Origin of the sequence: Polaromonas sp. 39-63-25 (assembly GCF_002278925.1) — a bacterium.
In the GTDB taxonomy this organism is placed as follows: Bacteria; Pseudomonadota; Gammaproteobacteria; order Burkholderiales; family Burkholderiaceae_C; genus Polaromonas.
On the sequence record NZ_NCJH01000010.1, the window covers coordinates 50,991 to 66,748 of the forward strand.

Here is a 15,758-nt window from a genome sequence, read left to right on the forward strand (position 1 = left end):
TCAATGCTCCTTAATCAAAACGTGATCGACCTTTTCAGGGTCTGTTTCCTCGGTAGCGTGGATACACAGCCATATCACGTCAGTTAACGCAGATACTGTGTGGGCCTTGCCAGCCTCAATTTTCAAAGTTGTGTACCCGGTAATTGCACGGGATTCATCGTCAACAGTCAGCAGCACAGAGCCGCTAACAAGGACCGATAAATGGTCAAAGCTGTGTTTGTGTTTTGGCAGGATGGTCCCCGCGTCTATGTGCGTTTCCTTGATGTAGGTATGCGCGCCGAAGTGGTGAACTATTCTTGTGGCAGTCATCAGAAATAGCCTCCGTAGTCGGGCTGGTTGTAACCGCTGTAAGACCCGGAGCCGCTGGCCCAATCAGAGCTGCCGCTGCTGGTACTAGGCGACCAACCGCCGCCCCATCCCATGCCCTTCGCCACCGACGAGCCAAGCTGTGCGCCGCCCAAGGCAGACACCCACGGGTTAGACCCGCCACCCGCCTGCGATCCAGTGCTGGTGCCGTAGCCCTGCCCGATGCTGTTGGCGCCCTGGCTGAATTGCTGCCAGTAGTTCAGGGGCGTGTTTTGCTGCGTGGTAGCGTTGCCGGTAGCAGTGCTGTCATAAGCCTGCATCCGGTCCAGCAAGCCGATGCCGGTCTGCAGGTTCTGCTGGTTTTGGCTGTAGGCGTCATTGAACAGCGAGCGGTTGAACTGGTTGTTGAATTGATAATCGTTGTTGCGCATATTGCTGGACACGTCACCCAGCGACTTCTGCAAGTTCAATTGCGCGTTTTCATTGAGCTGCTGCACGCCGGAATTGCCGAACGAACCACTGCGCACCATCGCAGAGTTGTAGGCAGGCTGCGTGGACAGGTTGTAATTGCGAACAATGTCGCCTTGAGCCGCGTCTATTGCGGGCTGCAAATAAGGGTTGTTGGTTGCCATTTAGTTTCCTGTCAAAAATCTGCATTGCACAAAGGTGCCGGGTTCGCCTGCAGTAATGCACATCCACCCGAAAATCACGTATTTGCTTGATGCCGAGCCAAGCTCAGCCGGTGCGCTGTTGGCGACAAAATCGCCCTTGGCATACATGCCTGTTGTCGGGACCGATGCGGCCACCAGGTCGCGCCCAACAAAGCGGCCATCAGCCAACTGATTGACCTTTTGGCTCACTAGTCGCGTGTAGTCGGTCAGCGCCCGGTTCAGCTGGCGCGCATATTCCGTGTCCGGGTTCTGCGGCAGGACGGGATTTGCCGGGAGTCTCATCGCCCGCCCACCACTTTTGGTTTGCCTGCGTAGGCGTATTCCTTGTGGTCACCGGTCATTTCCACCTTGACCCGGTGGAAGCGTCCAGACTGGCGGATGTCAAACTTGCCGTCATTGATGGTGCTGCTCGGTCCGGTCGCCAGCGCATCACCCTCGTTGAACTTGTAATAACCCGTCGCCGTCGCGGTAGTCGGCGACGATTCAAAGCGCACGCGGAAGCGGTCAATCACCGTCACCGCGTCATCGTCGCCCATGTCGCCGGTCGTGAAGCTGGACGGCCCGGTTGCGCCGGTCAGTGAAACCAGTTGGTGCGAGGTATTGAAATAAGCCGCCTGCCGCCCGCCCGCCAGCCAGAATTGCGAGTCAAACGGCACATCCGGCAAACCGTCAATCGTGGCGGAATAGGCGTCCAGGCCGTCAATCGTCGCGCCCGGTGCGATGTAGTTCAGCGGCGCCTGAATCGTCAGGTCATGGCGACCCCACTGTTTTTTCAGGACGTGATAAACAAGGGTTGCGTCACACGCGCCGGTAGAAGACAGTGACGGGTAAAACACCCGCACCAGGTTGTTCTGCTTTTCGTAGATCGCCTTCGTCCGGTAGCGATAGGTCGGGCTAGAGTTGTTCAGGAACCATTGCCGAACCTCACCGTCACCAATGGGAATAGGCCGCGTGCCGTCAAACAACCAAAAGTTGTCGTCACTCACAAAGAAGTGCGCGCCGCCAATGTCGCAAACCGCCTCCTGCCCGACTGCCCCAGCCTCGCCAGCCGGGATCAAGGTCCACTCCCACACCACTGGGGCGGCCGCGAAGCGGCCCACAAACATCGCACGGCGCTTGTAAGCCACAATGTCGTTGCCCAGCGTCATCGCGGCTTCAATCGCGCCCTCTACAGCTACCAGGCGGCCCGTTGTCGCCGATGTGGTGACGCTGGGCGTCCAGTTGGTTTGGTCGCCCTGCGCGCAGCACCACCAGCGATCCGGCGAGGCGGAATAAGTCGCGTCGTTGGTGTTGAAAGCGACAACAAAGTTATTTGACGCACTGACAACAATCTTTGCCTTTGGAGCGGTCGGCACGGCGGCAAAGTTTCCGGATGCGCTGGACTGCATCGCGTCAATCAAATTGCTGGCGATGGTCGTGTTACCGAACTGGCAGAAGCTCCAGCGCGTTTCGCTTGACCCGGTGTAACTGCCTACTGCGCTAACGTCCGTCCATGCGGACGACACCAGTTCATAGAGTTTGGTCTGTGTGCCCGCAAAAATGCGCCGAATCCCGTCAAGCTGGGTCGCCACCACCGCGCCGCGACATTCAGCGGCCAGTGCAGTGACAGCCACCGCTACCGGCGTCGGAGCGCCCTTGAATCCCGCCTCATACGGGATTACATTGCTGCAGTCCGTGAAAATTCCCGGTGCCATCTTGTCAGCATCCGGTGCAAAACCAACGATTGGGTTCATCGCGTGCGAATCCGAAGTGGGGATCCGCTGGAGGTTGCCAGCCGGTCGGCGCGAATGGCAGATTCAATCGCGCTGGCGTACAGCCCGCCCCAGTAGTTCGCCCGCTCGTCGTTCATGGTGAACTGGCAGGCCGAAACAAGCGCGCCGTAGAGGTAGATATTTGGGTACTTGGTCAGCAGCCAGTTGACGCCGCCCACGGCAGAGGCCAGCGAGGGGATTTTGGCGAAGTAAACCGTGTCGATGGTGTACACCGCGTCCGGGGTCTGACTCAGCAGCAGATTACCTCCTTCAATGGCGTAGCTGTCTGGCTCGCGGGTGCCGCCGTCAGCCTGCGCACGGATGCGGTCTGCTGGCAGGTACTGCATCGGCTCGCCACTCACGCTGAGCGCCTTGAAGGCCAGCCAGTCGGTCGGCAGAGCCACGGTTTGCATGTTGGCAACGGTGAACAGTGCTGCAGCCGTCAGCATCTGACTGACGCGCAGATCGTCGTTGATGCGTGATTCAGCAATGGCGACAAAATCCGGCACTTGCGCCGACAAGTCGGGACGGTTCATCCACGACAGGACGGACGCCTGCAGCTCGGTGTAGGTGGCGATGGCCATTACTTAAGCGCCCTGGAAAACTTGACAAACATCGGGTTGGCGCGAAAGAAGGCCATGATTCGGCGGTCGCGCTCGTCAGTGTCGGGGATGCCTTGAATTTCCGCATAGACCAGCGGCGGCAGCGTGCCTATGATCTTTCCATCACCCCAGCGCTCGCCTTCAGATGCAATGCGCGCCTCCTCTGCCGCCTTCAGGTATGGCTCAGCGTCAAAGGTCTTTTGATGGATGATTGCGCCATCCTCAAAATGCACGCGGGTATGCACACCCGTCTGAGCATTAAACCCTTCGTCGATCGTGTAATCAGCCATGCTTTTCCCATAAAAAAAGCCAGCGGGCGGGCTGGCTTGGTGTGCGCGTCTAGAGAAACAGCCCCTCGTGGAGCTGCTTGACTAGCCGTAGCTAGTTATCAGGGGGTCAGGTTTTTGATGGCGAAGTGTGCCGTTTCGCTGGTCAGGCGGATGGTTGAATCCACCAAAACCTGCTCGCGCTCGCTGTCGCCGGATTTACCCAGCTTGGCCGACTGGAAGCCGCGCAGGTAGACCGCATCGCCGTACTCAGGATTCAGGCCGTAGACACGATCCGCGCCCACCATCAGGTAGTGCGGGACAATGGTCATCTTGCCGAAGTCGGACAGGTAAACGTCCGCCCCGCCAACCACTGCGCCCTGTGTGTCCTTCTTGGTCACGTCCCAGCGGTTCGAGGCAAGGCCGGTAAAGGCGGAGAACAGCACTTTGTGGGCCGGAGATACAACAATCATCTCGGGCACCTTGCCCGCAGATGTGAAGGTCTGCGAAGCGGCGGTGTCCAGCAGCGCCTTGGTGAAGGCGCGGTTGGTGCCGGCAGTGTTGGCGACCGTGGGAGCGCCAGTGGTGTGCGCAGCCGTTGCGCCCGCGCCGCCGTGCAGGGCGTTGGTGTAGATCAGCACGCCGAGGCTGCCGAGCTTCGGAGCAGTGGCAGCGGCGCCAGCCACAGCCGGATTGATGGACAGCGCAGCAGCCTCCATGTCGCGCTGCAGCTCTTTGTAAGCCTTGGCCTTGTGGTAGGCCAATGCAGACTTCATGCCCGCTTTCTTGACGATTTCTGCCCGACCAGACACGACGATGGTGTCCTGGAAAATCTGGCAGTAATTGGCAACACGGCCAGGCGCGGCTTTTGCCGAACCGGATGCGTCGTCACCGTCCAGCGCGGCATTATCGGCGTTGGCTGCACGCAGGGTGTCGCGCTGCCATTCGTGGTAGGTGTTCTCAGCAGTGGCACGGCCAAAGCTGGAGATAACGGGGGTTTCTTCGGGTGACACGTTGCTGATCTTTTCGATCAGGTCTTCGCGTGCGTTCGTACCCACCGAATAGCGGGTATATGTGTTTGTTGGGAGAGCCATTTCTAACCTTTCGGTCGCTGCTTAGCGATGCGATTAACTGTTTGCGATGTAAGCAGCGAGGTCGCTCAATTTCGCCTTACCGGTGGCAAAACGCTTGTTGAGTGCCTGGTCGCGCTGCACTTGTTTGGGCACGCTCTGGCGCTGGGCTGGAAGTTTTGGCGCGTCTTGCGCCTTCTTCGTCACCGCCGCCTTCTTGTCTTTCAGCTCCTGATACGCGGCTGCGTCGCGCATGATGCGGACCAGTTTTGGGTCCATGACTGTTGCCAGGCGCTCATTGGGCACCTGGTACTTGTCGCGCATGGTGTCGAAAACTTTCTTCAGGGCGGTCTTGTCGATGCCGTCCTTTTTCAGTTCCGTCCATGCTTCCTCATACGCCTGCGATTCATTCTGCTTGCGCGTGTTTTCCTGCTCAGCGGTTTCGCGCTGCAGGCCATGCTCGATCTGCTGCAGGGTTGCTGCAACATAGCGCTCACGCTGTTGTTCCTGCACCCAGGCTGCCGGGTCGATGTGCGCAAGCTGCGCCATTTCATCAGGAGATTTCAGGCCCGCGAATTGCCGGACAGCCGCATGTGCCATTTGCGCCTGCTGCATGTAATAACTCTGCCCCTCCTGGAGCTTGGTCGTTAGAACCTGCGTGACTTCGCGTTCCTTTGTCGCCAGTTCCTGCGTCTTTCGCGTGTAATCGCTGTGACGCTGGTATCCGGCCACCAGTTCTTTTTCGTCCACTTCAATCGTGGTATCGGCTCCGTCTTCGCCTTTGACGGGGACTTTGAATTTCAGACTTGTCTGCTCTTTGGCGTCTTCGGCTTCCTCGTCCTCATCGGGCGATTCGTCGTCAGCAGGGTCTGCTTTGTCGTCTGCCTCGTCGGAGTTGTCCTCATCGGATTCCTCGGAGGGTTGGTCTTTTTCCTCGTCCGTGGGCTCCGCTGCGTCGGCGTCGGAGTTGTCCACAAGGAAATCGGCCAGGTCATCGATAGTTGCTGGGGCGTGTTCGGCTTGTCCAGTGCTCATGGTTTGCTTTCAGTCGAACCCGCCGCCCAAGTCACCGGGGCGGGTATGGCACGCCTCACTGCGGAGGCCGGAAAGGCTAGGTGATTAGCCGGTAACTGTTAACCCTTATCGGGTCCGTTCAAATATTTCCTACTTATCCCCTATAGATTGTTATTGCGGTGGCGGAGTCAATCCTCGCTCTCCAAGTGCCAGAGACGTTGTTGATGATTGCCTTGCCTACAATTGTTATCCCTGTCCCTGCCGCTAAAGTAACGTCAAAAGCGGCGGTGTTGACGATGATGATGTCGAACCACGTGCCAACTTGATAACGTGGCAGGGCTGCGACGATGTTGGCAGCAGTATCAGTAGTCAAGGTGCGTGCAACCGTCGGCGTGATGGTAAATATGCTGCTATCCACCATCTGCGCTGCCGTAAGTGTCGCGGCAGCATCTGCGAGAGCTACAACCGCCTTGACTTTGTTCTGTGCTGATGTAACAGCACCGTCGGCTATTTTTGCCGTGGTGACTGCAAGATCGGCAACCTTAGCCGTGGTGACAGCGAGGTTAACTAGGCCAGCAGTAGGCAAGCCAGTGGCGTTTGTAAGTACCAAAGAGGTAGGCGTTCCAAGCAAGGCCACGCCCTGCGCCCCTGTTGTTGGATCAATGACGGCGATGACGTGTGTGTCAGAGATAATCACAGGCGTGACAGCCACATCAAAGTCGATTTCACTCAATGCGCTCGCAGTTAGCAAAATGACCGTTCCGTCAGTGTATGGGCCATACGTCCCGCCTGTTGCAGCCGTAGCAATCACACCAATACCAGCCCCCGCCGTAATCGACGCGCTGTAAGTCCCCGATACCGCAACCACCGCGACACTTTGGCCTGGTGGAACATTAATCACAATGCTTAGCCCGTTGCGTATTGTTTGTGTCGTCATGTCTTGCCCTTAAAAATGTTCATGTAAGTCCTGCCGTTAGCCCCACGCCCTACGCAGCATCCTGCGGCCGCGCGATTCGTCGCGCTCTGCATCGAGGTCAATCTTGTGCTCAGCAAACTTGCCCGCCTCAATCATTCCGCTCAAGATGCCGTCGAACTTGTCGGCCAGCTTGGCAAGCTGGAGCAGCAGCAACTGGCCCTCCTTGTCGCGCACCGGGCAATCCTTCCACTGCTGCACCACTTGCGCCTTGAGCGAGGTCATGGCGGCTTGATAGGCGGCGTTGTCGAGGACTTGGCGGGCGTTGACGCCCATGCTTGCGGTCTGCTGCTCGGTCATGAGCGTTTGTACTCCGCCACTGCCGAGAATGTGAACGATGGGGTTGTGCCGCTGATGGCGTAGGACAGCCGCCCATAACCGCCGATGGTGCTGGGCACTTTGATCAGTTGTTTGCCAACAGCAGTAATCGCAGCGCCTGCCGTGTTGTCAAAGAATGTCACGCCGTCCGGGCTGGATTGGTAGGTGACGGTCATCGATGGCGATGTGCCTGATGTCGCTGTCACATCCAGGTACACAGACAATTCCTGATACTCTGACGGCACCGCGTCAAGGTCAACGGTGCCAGATGTGGTGCGCGCTGCGCTGGCAAGTGCTGTGAAAGTCCTGATGGTCATGCTTGTGGCTCCTGTTGTGCCCTGGCTTGTTGCCGGCCTTGTTGGTTAATCATGGCGACCTGAATCCGTGTTTCGTTGTCGCGGTCGGTCTTGTAGCGGTCCAGCTCGATCTGCGCCCGGTCCAGTTGGGCCTGATACTGGGCTTTTGCCAGTTCCCGCTGCGCGTCGCGTTCGTCGTTTTGCTGCTGCAGCATCAGCGTGTTGGCCTGCTCTCGCGCCTTGGCTTGCGCTTCAAAGCTGATGCGCTGCGTTTCCTGCTGGCTGGTGGCCTGGAACTTCTGCGCGTCGGCCTGCAGTTCCATCTGCTTGAGTTGGATAGCAGGATCAGGCGGCGGCTGTTGCGGCTCGGGCTGCTTGTCGCCCGGATCTTGCCAGAAGTCGCCAACATTCTTGAAGCCAGCGTGCTCCACCAGCTTAGCCTGTGCGTTATAGATGCCTTTAGGCGTCACCAGCAGTTTGCCAAACGGCGACATGGCGATCCCTGCCTGCGATTGGGCAATAGCCTGCAAAACTATCGTTTGCTGCTCCTTGTCGCCCGTGCCAAGGCCAACATTGGCGGTCATGTCGTAGCTGTCGCGCCATTCGTTCGGGTCCATCTGCACAAACTTGTTGCGCAGGCGGAATGACAGTTTTTCCATGTCTCCTTCGGTCAGCAGCTTCAGGATGCCCTGGAATGTAGGCTTCAGCAGCACTTCGGCGAACACGCGGGCGATCAGCTTGATGCGCTTCTGTGCGGCGTTCATGACGCGGGTTTCGTAGTTGCCGCCACGGTTCAAGGCATTTGCGTCCACACCTTGCGACTGGCCTGAAACGCCCGTGCGCTTGGCGAGCATGGCGTCTTTGTATTCCAGCATCGGGAACATTTGCCCACCCACCCACGGGGTAATCATCTCAGCGGTCGCATCAACCCGGCTCTGTCGCACCAGACCACCGGCACGCGAGTCCAACAGGTCGTCAATGTTGGCGTATGGCGAGCCGTTGCTATCCGTCAGTACTTTGGTGCGCGGGTTCAACGCCAAGCGGCCCGAATCGACCATTTGGCGCGTCAGTTCGGTACTCAGAATCTGCAGGTCGCTCACCACTTCCTGCATGCTCATGCCGTCCCAGCGGTGCGGGTTCAGAATCGGCGATGCGGTGGCGATCGGTACGTGGCTAGCTTCCTCGTTTTTGAGTATCTTGTCTTTCAGGCGGTAGATGCAGCGCCGCTCTGCGATGCCGTCGCCGTCGAAGTCCACCAACACGAATTCAATCCGCAGAAAGCCCTGTGTCTGGCTGTCATCCTCGTTGGAGGCTGTCCGGTTGTCGGAGAAGGCATCGCCGTTCGTGCCGGCGCGGTTCATGCGGTAGGAGCCGTCCGCGCTCTTGCCTGCGTCGTCCGACGAATCAAGGTCCTCAACCGTCACATCGGTGTAACCCATCTCATGAATGTCAGACAGCGTCACCGGCATGTTGCGGCAGACATAAGGGCAATCTGCCAGCAGCGGACTAGTCCAATCGCGCTTAATGAGCAAGTCCTCGGGCGGGAAAACATCGACCTTGATGGTGGTTTTTTGCTCGATCTTGCTGATGCGGGCGTTGTACATCTGCGGGCCAAGCATCGGCTGACCCATCATGTCCAGCATCGGCTGACCATCAGGCCCCTGCATCGGCTGCGGCTCGATAGGCGTAGCCGACTCAATCTCCGCGTCTTTGCCGGCCTCTTGCATCAGCATTGCCAGCATTTCAGCGGTGGCGCCCTGCACTGGCGTAACGCTCTTGGTGCGCTTGGTTTCCTTGCGCCACATCACAGCGCAGTTCTTCACCATCAGAGCGTCTTTAAACGCGGTGTACAGGTTCAGGAATCCGTTGTTCTGCTTGTAAAACACGTAATTGCAAGCATCCGTGGCCTGCTCAGCGCCATTCACATCTTCTTCGCTGGATGGCTCAAAGCTCACCGCCTGGTCGCTGCTGGTGAAAATATCCAGCAGGTCTGGCAAGATCCACTCGATAGTGTCCTGCACTTCGCTAGTGACGATGCCCGACAGCCCTTCTTCCTCGTTGCCGTAGGGCTGGCGGTAGTAGTCCTTCATGCCGCGCTCGCGCTCGGATGCCAACTCACCCCAGGTAAACGCGGACGAGTCTTGCTCTAGCGCTTGCAGGTGCGAAAGTAGCGAGATTTCGTCCATTTTTGCCATTACGCGGCCTTCTGCTTGAGTTGTTTCATAGATATTTCCGCTTGTATTCGATGGGTTTTTGCGCGTTCGGGTTGGGTATTTCGTACACCGTTGCACCAAGCCCGAAGGCATCCGATGAATGGGATGCCCAATCGTGATCAGGCCCCAAACCAATGCCACGCTCTAAATCTCGTTTTTCGTGATACCAGCCCAACGCATCGCGCCCGGCTTGTGTTGTCTCTTCGTTGAACCACATCATGGGGAACACTCGCCGGACCGCTTCGATCCTCTGGCTGGCCGCGCCTTTACCTTGGTTTTCTACCACCTCAACCGCGTAGCCGGCGTCTTCAAACGCTTTACGGTAGGACGTGTCGTAAACCTTCTCCTGCGTGTCGCCATCGTGTGGCAGCCAGATCGTCACCAATCCAGGGATATAGCCCTTGCTGCGCAGCCAGATCAGGTGCGCACTAATGGGTTGCCCTTGCACCTCATAATGGTCCAACACGCGGATTTCACGGGCCACGAACTGCTCAATCCAGATAACGAAGTTGTCAGACTTGGCGCCTGTGCCGCCTATGTCCACAAAGGCTTTCAACGTCAGCAAAGGGTCGGCTGAGATGCGGGTTATTCGCCCCTGCGCCTTGGCATCTGTGATCTGCTTGGCGAAGTAAGCGCCCTCAACGACTGAAACGTGTTCGCCTTCCCAGATGTGCCCATACTGATCGGGGCGCTCTTCCTTGTCGCGCAGACGTTCGCGCTCTAGCTTGGCGGGAAACTTGGGGTTGTCGCGCCAATTCAGCTCGACGATCTTGATTAACGGGTCGTTGGTGCCAAGAAACCGCTTTTCAACCGCCGAAGTCTTGCGCTTGGGGTTCCACGTCACCCACAGCTCAGCGTTCCAGTCTGAGCCTTCTTCGCGCAGAGTCGGGATCAGCGTTGACCAGGCCGTATCGGTGACCGGCTCAGCCTCATCGACCCAGCAAATCAGAATCCGGCCCTTGGACTTGATGCTTGCGATGTTGCGATCAAGGCCAGCGAAGGCGAAGGAAATCCGCCCGTCGCGGCTTTTTATGTACGTGTCGCCGATTTCGTAATACGCGGCAAGGAACGGCTCGTCTTCAATTGCCCGCTTGCACTCTTCCAGTGAGGAATCAGCCAGCGAGTTCATGAACTGCCGGCCACACAGCAAGATTCCGCTTGTGCCCGCCATCCCGTGCCGGTAGCCCTCGACGGCGATCATCTTGGCGAAGCTGCGGGTTTTGGCTGAGCCGCGCCCTCCCTTTGCACCCCTTACGTCAGCCCTGCCTGCAAATACAGGAATGAGCTTCTTAGGGAGCTTAATTTTGGCTGTCGTCAAGCGCCACCAACTCAACACGGCTAACAACCGCGATCGGCGGCAGATCATCCGCGCCACCCAGCGCCAGCTTGTCGCCGTACACCTTAGGCCGCAGCTTGCCAGCCATCCATTTGCGCGAGTCAACCCGCAGCCTGGACCGGGCAATCACGTCCTGATCCGTCCTGACATTGCCTTGTTCGTCGGTGTACGTGTCATTTAAGCCGTTGTCCGCGATCTCCAGAATCTCGTCAAACAGCGTATCGGCCTGCACTTCCCTCGCGCGCGCGTATTGTTCCGCAAACTCTTTGTGCAGCGACAACCACTGAAACACCGACGAAATGGCTGGCATATCGTCATCAGCGCAAATCTTCCTCAAGCTCTCACCGTTGGCGAGGCGCTCGCAGATAGCGCCAACAATCTCTTGGCTGTAGTTGCTTGGTCGTCCCATGATGTTCTCCCGAGTGCCTTTCGACTTGCTCGGCCCTTATGTTTCCTAGTCTGACTTCCAACTTCTGCCGCCTATCAACGCCTGAATCGTGCTTTCTGCCACTCCATGCATCTGAGCTAACACCCGCTGACTAATGCCGCCTGCGCTGTAGTCCTGCCGTATTTGCTGAACACGCTCGCAATCAAGCCTTGCTGATGAATTGAGAACACCCGCTCGGAATGGCCTTGAAAGCCCACGATCTATCGCGTCATTGATGTTTTGCTTAACCGTCCCAACTGATAAATGAGCCGGGTTAATGCACGCTTTGTTGTCGCACTCATGCATAACAACCAAACCAGCGGGAATCGGGCCTTTGTGCCGCTCAAAGGAAACGCGGTGGACCCGAAGCAATCGCTTCGATGCGCCGCCCTCCCTGATTCGCCCATACCCATTGCGGTATTTGTCGCCAGTCCAGTTCCAGCAGCCAGAAGACTCATCCACCTTGTATTTACTCAACAACCTAACAAGAATGCTTTTCATGGTGATCGCCCTTCACCGCCATTAGGAGCAAATACCAGCAGAGTGGCGTTCTCTGTTTTCACCCGGCCAGGCTAGGTATTGCTTGAAATCTCAGGGTTGGTGACCCTGTGTTGTGTTGTGGCCGCGCATTACGTCTTGACAGCGAAGCTGCTGCGCGCCTGCGGTGTTACGTGCCCTGCAAGCCCGGGGCACTAGCTATGCGGAGCCTGCCTTGGGCAGCCAGCTATGGGCTTAGCTGGTGTTGTGAAACAGCGGGGCCACGTCCGTTATCGAGTAGCAACCTGTGCTTCGTGAGCGGTGGCGCGATAGTTACGGTGAAGACGTGGCCCGCATGGGGTTGCGCTTGTGGGCACGGAAACAGAAAAGCCGCCTGATATTGCTATCGGCGGCTTGGAATTTGTCCCGCTTTGCTTGCGGGGTGACAGGTATTCACCATATCACTTATCGACAGAATATTGTAATTTCCGGGCGCTGTCAAGCATATTTCCTGATATTTTCACGATTTTTAGACTTTCTTTCTTCCAAAACCCGGAAAAGCTCGCTTTCCATCCACACATGCGCCCGAACAAGGCGGTTATAGAAGGTTTTATCTGGCGAAAACGGGTAGCCCTCACCCATCAGGGCCATGATGGTCCACGGCATGTAGTGCATCTTGATTGCGGCGGCTAATTGCAGATCGGCTTCGCACAGGCTGGCAAAGGCTGCGTCCGTGTCGCTGTGGTCCTCTGCGGCGTAGCCCGTGGGGTCGATTGAGCTGGCCGGCGATTGAATGTAGGCAAAGTCCAGGCTTTTGCGCGGGTAGCCCAGCCCGCCGCTTACAGACTTCATCTGGTGGATTACCCAGCGGTCAAGCAGGGCGCAAAGGTCGGTGTGTGATTCAAGGATTTTTAGTCTGCGTGCCATGTTTCCGTCCTTTTAGTTGTTAACCGATTCCGCAGCCTTGATTGCCGCCTGCCTGCGGGCGAAGTACTGAATCACACCCAGCGTCACCCCGAACCTCTGTGCTATCTCGCGCTGGCTGACCTTTTGGGCCATCAGCACCAGAACGCGCCTTTCGTCTAGCTGGGTGCGGGGCTTTCCTGCCCCTGCTCGTTTGCCGCCGTGGTTCATTGGCTGCGCCCCGGGCGGGTGTAGGCGGGAATGCCGGCCTTCCTGCCAATCATGGTGATGGACGGCTTGGTCAGTCCGTATTCCTCTGCCAGCATGTAGCGCTTTTCGCCTTGCTGGATTCGGGCTACTATTTCGGCGTTTCGGGCCGGGATCGGGGTGTAGTCTTTGTTCATTTGTCCCGTGGCGCTGCCAGCCACTTAGTCCAAGCCATCGCGGTTTTCTGGTTGAAAAACCTCACGTAATCGCCGGCCAAACTCATGCCTTTTTTCTGCGCATGGTCTGTGAACTTCATCAGCTCGGCTCTTATTGCTGCTTTGTCCATGTCTATTCCTTTCGGTTGTTGCGCCCGGTGCCGGGGCCGCTCGGCATCAAAGTTAGGCCCAGCCATCAGCAATCATGTCCATCAGCTTGTCGGCTGTCTCGCGGCTCATGGTCGGCAAAATGACTTGCAACACGCCATCAAGCGCGGCGCTGTAAAACACGTCGAAGTCCTCCTGCCCCATCGCGTCATAGCTGATCGAATGCGGTATCTTTGTGACCTCCCCGGTAGTCGGGTCGATGTGCGGATCGAAGTAGGCGGCGGCCAGCTTGATCGCCACCAGTGCCTTAGCCTGCGTGTTATAAACCTCGCTGTTTTCCGTCACCAAATGCACAAGCGCCATGAATTTCCGGTGGTGCGGGCCATTGCGCGGGCTTGACCACTCCATGCGCAACCAGGCTCCGGGTTTCATGGTTTCCAGCTTGCGTTTGAACTTCGCCCACAGCTCCTGATCTGCCGGGGTTGATCCGCGCAAACCAGCGGGGGACTTGATTAGCATGGCTTTCATGCAGCCCTCGCCAATTCTTCGTTGTGCCACTGGATCAGGAAGGTCTTACGCATCAGACGGCCCTGCTGTCCAGCTACCCAAATCCTCCAGCGATACCATTTCAGGATGTGGGCGTTATGCATGTGCTTGCCTCGCTTTCAGTTCTTTGGTCTTTGCCGTGTAGGTCGCCTCAATCGACTTGATTTCGTCCGTCTCGTAGTGCTTTGCCTCATGCGGGCCTTTCAGCCACTCGACAAGCTCAGCGCCTTCCTGCGCAATCAGGTTTGCTTCAAACGACTGGTTTACCGTGTAGCCCTTGCGGGCGTACTTGCCAGATCCACCGTTACAGGACTTGCATTGCAGCCAGATATTCAGCGGCTCAAGGGCCAATTCAGGGCGGGCGCCTTTACTCAGGAAGTGCCCGCCGTCCCATAAGCCGCCCGGTTTCCATGAGTCGGTTCCGGTGACTTCCTCCTGTGACCGTCCGCAGCTCATGCAGCCCCGGCCCTTTGCCAGTTCTTCCAGGCGGCGAAATTGTTGAATGGCCTTCTTTGCGCGGGCCAGCCAGTAGCCGCGTGGCTTTAGGATGGACAGCTTTTCCCGTGTCTCGCGCTTTTCCCTGACCAGGCGGGCCTTTTCAGCCTTGATGCGCTGCGCCCTGCCAATCTTCCCAGCGCATACAGGGCCGCACACCTTAGCGCGAAGCAATCCGGGCGGGGCAAGGAAGTTGCACTCACAGACCTTGCACACCTTGAGTTTTGGCGGCTTGGTCTGGATCACAGCAACCCCCTCTGCACAGGCAAGCACTCGCGCCGCGCCAAAACCTTCCGACGAACGGTAGTTGCTAAGCACGGATTCCGTGCTATAATACAGTCATGGATTAAATTAATCCACCGCGCCTCGGGCACAGGGGCAAAAGGAAAATCATGACTGTTACTTACGAATGGGATATCGAAGAAACGATTGACTACACCGGGAAGGACGATGGCCTTAATGACGTGCTGGACCATCTTTTCCAGCCAGATTTCAAAAGCCTCAAAAGTCAATTGGACGAACTCAAGGCGCACGATGTTGAAGATGGGCATGTTCACTACGATCCCGTGCTGGTGCGCGACGACGACAACGGACGGTCCTGGGCGTACTTGATCGACGGCAAGCTCCCTACTCACTTTGAGGACGCCTATCAAAATCCAGTTGCCAAGGTCCCGGCACGGTTTCACAAAGAAGTTAGCAGCGCCTGATATGGCGAACCATCCGAATCGCAGCAGGCCCCTGGTGGCCTTTTCGCCAGAGGCCCTGCAAACTCTCCGAAAATCTGCGGGCTGGACGCAGGAAGAGTGCGCAGCACAGGTCAGCAGCACCCGCCGGACACTGCAGGACTGGGAGGCTGGCATAGCCGCCATGCATCCCGGCTTATGGGAGTTACTCAACATCAAGGCGCGGAGAAATCGAAAGGTCTGAGCAGCCACCCCGCGATGCTTCGTCGCCCGTGACTGCATCAGGTACACCCTTGCGGCATGGATGGATTTTTGGCGGTCGGTGGGGTTCATGCGGCAACCTTTGAACACCGCTTTGCCAACTCAACAAGCCAAACAGCAAGTTCTGGCGGGGTGTGCTCCCTTTCCGCATCTGGAATTTCCGGGCGCGCCCATGTCGCTTTTTTATTTCTGTGTAAGCTAGACGCTACAACATACTTAGCCAGCCCAAGCACCATAGGCATAGGCGGCTCATCACCCGGCCGGCATCCAACGATGTAAAGCAATGTGGATTTTTCAGCCTTATGCCCGAACCAGTGTTGATGTATCGGTAAAGTCCACCCCCCGTAACAATCAACCTCTCCGGGCTTTGGAAGCCCCATAGCCGGCCACAATTTAGATGCAGATGGGTGCTCCAAAACCCCGCCAAACTTTCTAATTTGGTTGACGGCAAATACAGCTAACTCCTTTTCGTCTGGGCGGGGTTTTGCCATATGTGACAAGCGGCCCCAAGCCCTACATGGAGGATGGGCAACTATTGGGCCGTCGCCACTCCACGTCCTGGCATCACGGTCAATGTCGTAAACGTCCACGTCTGGCAGCGTCTTGTAAATCGAGTCGCT

22 protein-coding genes are annotated in these 15,758 nt (G+C 57.4%); 2 read left to right on the plus strand and 20 right to left on the minus strand.

Annotated elements, in window-relative coordinates; genetic code table 11:
• The 20 genes from B7X65_RS13715 to B7X65_RS13810 form a co-directional block, all read right to left on the minus strand.
• Nucleotides 1-309: a hypothetical protein gene (locus tag B7X65_RS13715; protein WP_293594861.1), complete on the minus strand. Its 309-nt coding sequence runs from the start codon at nucleotides 307-309 to the stop codon at nucleotides 1-3.
• On the minus strand, nucleotides 309-938 hold the full coding sequence (locus B7X65_RS13720; protein WP_293594862.1) for a hypothetical protein: 630 nt from the start codon (nucleotides 936-938) through the stop codon (nucleotides 309-311). Before B7X65_RS13720 ends, B7X65_RS13715 begins: the two co-directional genes overlap by 1 nt.
• The gene (locus B7X65_RS13725; RefSeq protein WP_293594863.1) at nucleotides 939-1,259 is read right to left on the minus strand and encodes a hypothetical protein; all 321 of its coding nucleotides are present in this window, start codon (nucleotides 1,257-1,259) and stop codon (nucleotides 939-941) included.
• Complete coding sequence (locus B7X65_RS13730; protein ID WP_293594864.1) at nucleotides 1,256-2,710, minus strand: hypothetical protein; 1,455 nt, start codon at nucleotides 2,708-2,710, stop codon at nucleotides 1,256-1,258. Before B7X65_RS13730 ends, B7X65_RS13725 begins: the two co-directional genes overlap by 4 nt.
• Complete coding sequence (locus B7X65_RS13735) at nucleotides 2,707-3,312, minus strand: hypothetical protein (RefSeq protein ID WP_293594865.1); 606 nt, start codon at nucleotides 3,310-3,312, stop codon at nucleotides 2,707-2,709. The genes B7X65_RS13730 and B7X65_RS13735 overlap by 4 nt, the downstream gene beginning before the upstream one ends.
• Nucleotides 3,312-3,620 carry a hypothetical protein gene (locus tag B7X65_RS13740; protein WP_293594866.1) on the minus strand — a complete coding sequence of 103 codons (309 nt, stop codon included), beginning with the start codon at nucleotides 3,618-3,620 and terminating at the stop codon, nucleotides 3,312-3,314. Before B7X65_RS13740 ends, B7X65_RS13735 begins: the two co-directional genes overlap by 1 nt.
• Nucleotides 3,621-3,718: 98 nt before the next feature.
• Nucleotides 3,719-4,690 (minus strand): DUF5309 family protein, encoded by a 972-nt coding sequence (locus B7X65_RS13745; RefSeq protein WP_293594867.1) that lies wholly within the window; start codon nucleotides 4,688-4,690, stop codon nucleotides 3,719-3,721.
• 33 nt (nucleotides 4,691-4,723) lie between these two features.
• Nucleotides 4,724-5,701 (minus strand): hypothetical protein, encoded by a 978-nt coding sequence (locus B7X65_RS13750; protein WP_293594868.1) that lies wholly within the window; start codon nucleotides 5,699-5,701, stop codon nucleotides 4,724-4,726.
• Nucleotides 5,702-5,834: 133 nt separating this feature from the next.
• Nucleotides 5,835-6,617, minus strand: coding sequence for a hypothetical protein (locus B7X65_RS13755; protein WP_293594869.1), 783 nt, complete (start codon nucleotides 6,615-6,617; stop codon nucleotides 5,835-5,837).
• 36 nt (nucleotides 6,618-6,653) lie between these two features.
• A complete protein-coding gene (locus B7X65_RS13760) occupies nucleotides 6,654-6,953 on the minus strand; it encodes a hypothetical protein (RefSeq protein WP_293594870.1) in 300 nt (99 codons plus the stop codon).
• Complete coding sequence (locus tag B7X65_RS13765; protein WP_293594871.1) at nucleotides 6,950-7,288, minus strand: hypothetical protein; 339 nt, start codon at nucleotides 7,286-7,288, stop codon at nucleotides 6,950-6,952. The genes B7X65_RS13760 and B7X65_RS13765 overlap by 4 nt, the downstream gene beginning before the upstream one ends.
• Complete coding sequence (locus B7X65_RS13770) at nucleotides 7,285-9,462, minus strand: hypothetical protein (protein ID WP_293594872.1); 2,178 nt, start codon at nucleotides 9,460-9,462, stop codon at nucleotides 7,285-7,287. The genes B7X65_RS13765 and B7X65_RS13770 overlap by 4 nt, the downstream gene beginning before the upstream one ends.
• A 25-nt stretch (nucleotides 9,463-9,487) precedes the next feature.
• Nucleotides 9,488-10,798 carry a phage terminase large subunit gene (locus B7X65_RS13775; protein WP_293594873.1) on the minus strand — a complete coding sequence of 437 codons (1,311 nt, stop codon included), beginning with the start codon at nucleotides 10,796-10,798 and terminating at the stop codon, nucleotides 9,488-9,490.
• Complete coding sequence (locus B7X65_RS13780) at nucleotides 10,779-11,225, minus strand: terminase small subunit protein (protein WP_293594874.1); 447 nt, start codon at nucleotides 11,223-11,225, stop codon at nucleotides 10,779-10,781. The genes B7X65_RS13775 and B7X65_RS13780 overlap by 20 nt, the downstream gene beginning before the upstream one ends.
• A gap of 45 nt (nucleotides 11,226-11,270) precedes the next feature.
• On the minus strand, nucleotides 11,271-11,744 hold the full coding sequence (locus B7X65_RS13785) for an HNH endonuclease (RefSeq protein WP_293594875.1): 474 nt from the start codon (nucleotides 11,742-11,744) through the stop codon (nucleotides 11,271-11,273).
• 474 nt (nucleotides 11,745-12,218) lie between these two features.
• Nucleotides 12,219-12,647, minus strand: a complete 429-nt coding sequence (locus B7X65_RS13790; RefSeq protein WP_293594876.1) for a hypothetical protein — start codon at nucleotides 12,645-12,647, stop codon at nucleotides 12,219-12,221.
• Between the two features lie 203 nt (nucleotides 12,648-12,850).
• Nucleotides 12,851-13,027: a hypothetical protein gene (locus B7X65_RS13795; RefSeq protein WP_293594877.1), complete on the minus strand. Its 177-nt coding sequence runs from the start codon at nucleotides 13,025-13,027 to the stop codon at nucleotides 12,851-12,853.
• Nucleotides 13,024-13,176 carry a hypothetical protein gene (locus tag B7X65_RS13800; protein WP_293594878.1) on the minus strand — a complete coding sequence of 51 codons (153 nt, stop codon included), beginning with the start codon at nucleotides 13,174-13,176 and terminating at the stop codon, nucleotides 13,024-13,026. Before B7X65_RS13800 ends, B7X65_RS13795 begins: the two co-directional genes overlap by 4 nt.
• Before the next feature lie 52 nt (nucleotides 13,177-13,228).
• Complete coding sequence (locus B7X65_RS13805) at nucleotides 13,229-13,681, minus strand: hypothetical protein (protein ID WP_293594879.1); 453 nt, start codon at nucleotides 13,679-13,681, stop codon at nucleotides 13,229-13,231.
• Between the two features lie 114 nt (nucleotides 13,682-13,795).
• Complete coding sequence (locus tag B7X65_RS13810; RefSeq protein ID WP_293594880.1) at nucleotides 13,796-14,512, minus strand: recombination protein NinG; 717 nt, start codon at nucleotides 14,510-14,512, stop codon at nucleotides 13,796-13,798.
• 74 nt (nucleotides 14,513-14,586) lie between these two features.
• Between B7X65_RS13810 and B7X65_RS13815 the strand changes: the two genes are divergently transcribed.
• Nucleotides 14,587-14,901, plus strand: coding sequence for a hypothetical protein (locus B7X65_RS13815; RefSeq protein ID WP_293594881.1), 315 nt, complete (start codon nucleotides 14,587-14,589; stop codon nucleotides 14,899-14,901).
• Nucleotide 14,902: 1 nt separating this feature from the next.
• Entirely contained in the window at nucleotides 14,903-15,121 is a 219-nt protein-coding gene (locus B7X65_RS23910) for a helix-turn-helix transcriptional regulator (protein ID WP_363104228.1), read from the plus strand.
• Nucleotides 15,122-15,758 lie beyond the last annotated feature (637 nt).